The organism is Herpetosiphon gulosus, from assembly GCF_039545135.1.
Taxonomy (GTDB): Bacteria; Chloroflexota; Chloroflexia; order Chloroflexales; family Herpetosiphonaceae; genus Herpetosiphon; species Herpetosiphon gulosus.
The window spans coordinates 1-6,516 of sequence record NZ_BAABRU010000064.1; the positions used below are offsets into that span (position 1 = coordinate 1).

Annotated in this window: 3 protein-coding genes; all 3 read left to right on the forward strand. The window is 50.4% G+C overall.

Annotated features, from left to right (window positions below; translation table 11 throughout):
* The first annotated feature begins 322 nt into the window (after positions 1–322).
* The 3 genes from ABEB26_RS26545 to ABEB26_RS26555 all read left to right on the forward strand — a co-directional run bounded on the left by ABEB26_RS26545 (position 323) and on the right by ABEB26_RS26555 (position 6,394).
* A complete protein-coding gene (locus ABEB26_RS26545; protein WP_345725116.1) occupies positions 323–2,473 on the forward strand; it encodes a vWA domain-containing protein in 2,151 nt (716 codons plus the stop codon).
* A 103-nt stretch (positions 2,474–2,576) separates the two neighbouring features.
* Positions 2,577–6,074, forward strand: a complete 3,498-nt coding sequence (locus ABEB26_RS26550) for a Calx-beta domain-containing protein (RefSeq protein WP_345725118.1) — start codon at positions 2,577–2,579, stop codon at positions 6,072–6,074.
* Positions 6,075–6,232: 158 nt separating this feature from the next.
* A complete protein-coding gene (locus ABEB26_RS26555) occupies positions 6,233–6,394 on the forward strand; it encodes a hypothetical protein (RefSeq protein ID WP_345725117.1) in 162 nt (53 codons plus the stop codon).
* Positions 6,395–6,516 lie beyond the last annotated feature (122 nt).

The following is a 6,516-nucleotide window of genomic DNA, read 5'->3' on the forward strand; positions in this document are numbered from 1 at the left end:
CGGTGTGGATTAACCGCCCAGTCGGGCCAGCTGATCCGTCGATCGCGGTGGCATTGCGCGAATAATCCTTCTTTAATCGTCCGTTTGCTCCGTTGTCATCTGTTTCACCGTGCTTGACACATTCCGACCTGCTTCGCAGGATATCACAGAGGTTGAACCCGTTAAGACCATTCAACAAGCTAAACCGTTAACCCAAGACTCAGAATGTGATGCGAATCATGTTTGCTCTGAAACTACAAGTTGTGGAGTCCCTAGTCAATGGGTTTATGTTGACGATGCAAATAAGTATCGAACATTAAAGGGCCGAGTTACCGAGTCCTTTATGGCCTATGAGGATAATCCCCTCAATCACTATTCCCGTGATCGAAATTTCTTTGTTCGGCCTGACCCTGATTATGAATATATGGTTGCCAAACCAGGTAATTGGGCAACTGGTGATGCTGGTGAGCGCGGAGCCATCGAAGTTGAATGGGAGTCAGGGGCTTTCCCACTATGGGCTTTACCAGTCAAGGGTGATTATGTTCATGTGCGCGGAGCCTTTGTGTTCGATTGTGGACATGGTGGCCCAAATCATTATCGCTCGGAAATTCACCCTGCCCATGTGGTGATGTCACTGCGTGGAGGGGTTGGTGGATCAACTGGTATCATCCGCAATCTGGATGGAACAATTAATTCTACTACCCCAATTCAAGTAACCAAAGCCGATATTTTCGGTTCTGGCGATGGGGGATTGATTATTAGTGATTTGGATTGTCAGTTCGAAGCCTGTAATAGGGGATTTTGGTATCAACCTATCCGTCTTGCTGAGCCAAATAATGATAATACTCAAGGGGCACCAGCAATTTATAACTTTTTTGTTCCTGCCCCGCTGAATAATACTCCCAATGCCCAGTTAATTTATGACCTTACCCCTCGCTCAGTAAGTCCTAAGTCAACCGGCCCCAAGATAGGATATCCAGATGAATCGGCAAAGGCAAATGTGTATGATATTTTGAAAGAAGAGCCACAACGAATTAGTTTAACACCGATCTTGGGATCTAACCCTGGAGTCCAAGTGGCGGTAGATTTTACTGGCTACACTCCTCCCGACAAATTCCAATTCGAAGCCTTTGGCTTTACGGTTCAAGTTGGGTGGGGTTACCCATCAAACCATGTAGATGAGCCGATTGGCAATACTCAAGCACCTGTGCGCTTACAGGTTGAGCTTACCTCATTACGTAATAATGGATTACCTTGTGGTGGATGTTGGCCTGATATCGAGTTGTATACCTCGGTTGAAGATCAATCATCATGGTTTTATGTCAAAAATATTGGTCTTGGTGAGACAACAAATCTTGGCGGATTAAGAACACCTGGAGATGATCATACCTATCCCAACTTTTTTGACTTAATAATTCCCGATAATAGTCACTTAGATATTCATGCGAGAGTTATTCAAGAAAACAATCTTGCTAATTCCATTATTGGTAATACCACATTTGTTCATTTTGCAAACCAAGGATTTGGTGTGCCGGATAGCCCTCTTGATCAAGATATTATTAATAACTCTGACCCAGCATCATGGATTGATGAATGCAGGGGCGCAGACCTACCTAACTGGAATCCACCATGTTTTTCAATTCAATATAGCGTCAGGGATCTTGCCGTTGACCACCTCTTTGTGGTGGATACGACTGGGAGTATGGCGAGGGGGCTGGCGGCGGTCAAAGAGGAAATCCAGCGGATTGTCAGCCAGCTTGAGCGCAGCGGGGTTAATTATCGCATTGCAATCGTTGATGTTAAAGATATTCCTGATTATTCGCAAGGGGTGCGGACAGCCTTAGGCTTTTCAAGCAATCCTCAGGCCATTATCAATGCGGTTAATGGGCTTGATGCGGGTGGCGGCGGCGATATGCCCGAACCCATTTATACAGGGATGATGCTTGGCCTCACCAATAAGGATGGCAGCATCGGGGCATGGCGGATGACCGCAGCGAAATATGTTACGGTGTTCACCGATACCGAACCCAAAGGCCCAGACTTCTTAGGCAATGGGTATACGGCGCTGGATGTGGTCGAGGCCGCCAAAGCCCTTGATCCTGCGGTGATCAGCGCGATTGCCTTAGATGATAATTTAGAAGCCCATGCGAAACTGAAGGAACTCACCACCGAAACAGGCGGCATCTTTTTGAATCCAACCTCATATGAGGAGATTCGTGAGGCCTTGCACACGGTGGTGAATGACTCGATTCCCCCGATTGCGCCTTTGAATGGGGCAACCGTGCAGTTTGCCACCTCGATGATAACGATCACCGAAGCTTTGTCGCAAACCACGTATTCCCGTGATTCTGAATACCACCCTGCCAACGACGGTCACCGTGCCATACCAAGCAATGGGGCATGGTATCAAAGAACAAGCCTTTACCACGGCGCTGAGTGGAACGCTGGTCTTTCCACCAGATACCAGCTATATCACGGTCACCATGCCGATTAGCGATAATATTCTGAAGCAACCAACAGCCTATCTCGGCTTACGCTTGGGCAAGCCACAGGCCGATGATCCGAGTGTGCCAATTGTGGTTGGGAAACTCCGTTCCATGGCCGTGGTCGTCCAAGATAATGATCGGGTTGGACTCTTGGATTCCAGCTTTACCGTCGGCGAACATGAAGGCTCAACCCCAATCACGGTCACGCTTGATCGGGCCTATAGTGCACCGATCAGTGTCACCTATGCGCTTTCGAGCGGGACTGCCTTGCTTGGGAGTGATCTGCCAGCCATCACCGGAACCCTGATCTTTGCCCCTGGCCAAACCAGTGCCGTGATGACGATTCCGATCTCCGATGATAGCGAGCTTGAGGGGGATGAATTTGTTACGATCTTCTTGGATGATGTAACCGACAGCATTGACCAGCCAACCCCCGCAGGCCAGATCATCATCTTGGACGATGATACGTTGCATATTAGCCCAGCCAGCCAGATCTACTATGAAGGACGAGCATTCAATTCGGGTGATCCGGCACGTGTTTATATTGACCTCCTCCATCCTGTCGCTACTGATGTGCGTTTTCGCTGTACGACCATCAGTGAGAGCGCAGGCACTGATGATTTTGTCTACCGCTATACGCTGATGACGATTCCGGCAGGGGCGACCCGTGCGACCTGTTCAGTCGAAATGGTCAATGATGCATTCATTGAGCCAACGGAAACCTTCAAGATTGCGATCGTCGAACCTGTAAACATTGGCATTCATCCAGAAACCAGTTCAAGTCAGGTCACAATTACCGATGATGATCTGCCCTTTACTCCCAATCTGGCATCAGAATTGTTGTTTGTCAATGAATCCGATGGGCAGTTGGCCGTCAATGTTTATTCCAGTTCATCCGTCGCCGAAACGCGAACCGTCCAATATCGGACAATGGATGGGGTTGCCCGCAGTGGCAGCGACTATCAAGCAACTACGGGAACTTTGGTCTTTGCACCGTTTGAAACGACCGCCACATTTACCGTACCCGTGATGCAAGATTTCACCAGCGAGGATATCGAAGATTTTCGCGTGGAGTTGTTCAATCCGAGCATCGGGTTACTGACGGCTCCTTCGCGTGCACGAGTCTATATCGCCGCGAATGATCGCATGAGTTTCGACACTGAGGAAGCACGCCTGCGGGAATTCCAAGGCTTGGCCAGCACCAATTTGCTGCTTGGCTCGCCTATAACCGAGGCGTTGACGATTCACTACCGAACGCTTGATGGCACAGCCCAAGCAGGCAGTGACTATCAACCGATCAGCACGACGGTGATTTTACCTGCCATGGGCGCATCTGACTATATCACAGTGCCGATTAATCTAGATACCGATTTGGCGGAGCTTGACGAAACCTTCACCCTTGAAGCAACGGCCATCATGCATGGCACGGCGGTCACCGCCACCCAAACCTTTACGATTGTTAATGCACTGCAAGGTATTCAACCCAAGGTTGATACCGCGAACTACTATGATGTGTTTGATGCGGCATCGGCAAGCCCACCAGCAACCGCGTGGATTGAGGGAACGGATCGGGTTACTGGCGTTAGTGATGAAAACAATCGGGCCATAAGCTTCCCCTTTACGATCCCGTTCTATGGCAGTAATTTCACGACGGCAACCGTCAGTTTGCATGGCAACCTGCGTGTTGGTGGCGGAACGCTCCCAGCCGAAAATCAATCGCTCAGTTGGTTGGGGCTTGCCAGCCAAGGCGTGATTGCACCACTGTGGGATGATATGAACAGCGGGGATGTGTATACCGCGACGGGCGGAATGGCTCCGAATCGCTTCTTTGCGATTGAATGGCGTGATCTTCGTCCCCGATTGGGCGATTACGAAGATTCCCAAACCTTCGAAGTGGTCTTCCACGAGGATGGCCGGATCAATTTCAATTACCAAACCCTGACGGGACTCTTTGCCAGTGGGATGGGGGCCACGATTGGCTTGACCCACCCCGTTCAGGATGCATGGCTGGAATATAGTCAGAATACGGCAGTGATTACCGCGCCGATGACGATTCTGCTTCAACCCAAACATCTGAGCATCCCTGATCCAACGCCAACACCAACGATTGGCGCAACCGCGACAGCAACGGCAGGGCCAAGCGCAACCCCAACCGTCGTGCCGAGCGAAACACCAACCGTTACGGCAACGGCGGTGCCGAGTGAAACGCCAACCGTCGTGCCAACAGCTACACCTATCGTTATCCCAACGGTATCATTTGAAGCAGCAGCAGCAACGATACTTGAAAGTACGTCATCAAGTACCGTAACGCTGATCGTTAATCCAGCAGTGGATTACCCGATTACCATCGATCTCTCGGCTACCGATGGAACAGCAACAGGGGATGACTATCTGCTTGAACAAGCACAAATCATCGTTCCTGCCAATACCGTTGAGTATGTAGTCCCCATCACGATTCTTGATGATACCGTATCCGAGGGAATGGAAACCTTCACGGTTGATCTGTCCAGCGAAATGGCAGCGATAGTGGAACCTTCTGAAATAACTATCACAATCAGTGATGATGAACCAAAGGTCGCCTTCGCACCGACGGTTGAGAGCAATGGAAACTATCATCCGCGTGGGTTAGCAACCGGCGACTTCAATCGCGATGGGATTCCCGATGCAGCAGTGGTCAATTGGTTTGGTTATAGCATCAGCATCTTGCTGGGGAATGCCGATGGGTCATTCCAAGCAGCCACCACGCTGAGTGACCCCAATAACCCCAGCGCGGTATTGGCGGTGGATGTTGATACGGATGGTGATCTGGATTTGGTGGCAGGGCATGAAGGAACCCAGAGTTTCCGGATCTTCATCAATAATGGTGGTGGTAGTTTCCCGACGAGTACCAGCAGTGCGTTGCCATTCAATGCGCTTGCGGTTGCCAGTGGCGACTTCAACCGTGATGGACGCATGGACTTGGTGTTTGGCAATCGCTATGGGGCGACCGTCAAGGTCTACTTGAATGCCGGTGGCGGAAGCTTCACGGGACAAACCGAACTACCAATCACCAGCTATGCTGATATTCGCCAGTTGAGTGTGGGTGATATCAATCGTGATGGCAACCTTGATTTGGTGGCCATGAGTCCCAGCGGCAATCAGGTTGGGTATACGTATGGGAATGGTACAGGCGGGTTTGGCGCAACGACCATCCTGGCACCCGAAACCGAACCACGTGCTGCCTTGCTCAGTGATGTGACCCATGATGGCCGCTTGGATCTGATTGTTGCCCATGGACAATCGCCAGCCCTGCTGATTTTCCCAGGAACAAGTAGTGGTCTGAGCGCAACACCAACGACGATCACGGTCGCGAATGGGGGGCAAGCGCTGGCAACGGCAGACCTCAATCGCGATGGCTGGGTAGATATTGTGTTGGGCCATGGGGTGATTCCCGGCACGAATGCGGTGACGGTGGTATTGGGAAGCGCAAGCGGGTGGGCTGCACCGCTAAGTTTCTCGGTTGGATCGAATCCGATTGCGGTCACCACGCTGGATTTAGGTCGCGATGGGACACTGGATATTCTCACTGCCAACTTTACCAGTAATACCTTAAGTAGTCTCAAACAATAATCCTCTTTTGGTTATGCTGACATGGTTACAATTGTTGCCCATGTCAGCATAAGAAAGCACTCTCTGTGATCATGCACTGGCGGACTTTTTCCCGAACAACGCAAGGAATTCTTCTTCTGATGGTTCTCGGAATCCTCGGACTCGCCGGAATCGGATTCTTGAGAGTTCTTCCAACGCTCCTTGGCGTTCCCGATAACTATGATTTTCGGGCCTACTACCTTGCTGGCGAAGTCCTCAATACCCATGGAAACATCTATGATGATGGCGCAATGGCAGCCGCAGCGGCAACCAAAGGAATTCCTACGTTTCCCCGCTATTGATGTGGTCACGATTTAATGGATAATTATCTTATCCGCTCCACGCCGCTTCAATCATCGCGGGCGTTTGGTAGGCTAAGCTCGAATGTAGCCGTTGGCGATTATAAAAAATTTCGATGTATTCG

Bases quoted from the DNA above. Each gene is read 5' to 3' on its own strand.
- ABEB26_RS26545 (WP_345725116.1), top strand. From the start codon at position 323: ATGGCCTATGAGGATAATCCCCTCAATCACTATTCCCGTGATCGAAAT.
- ABEB26_RS26550 (WP_345725118.1), top strand. From the start codon at position 2,577: ATGGCCGTGGTCGTCCAAGATAATGATCGGGTTGGACTCTTGGATTCC.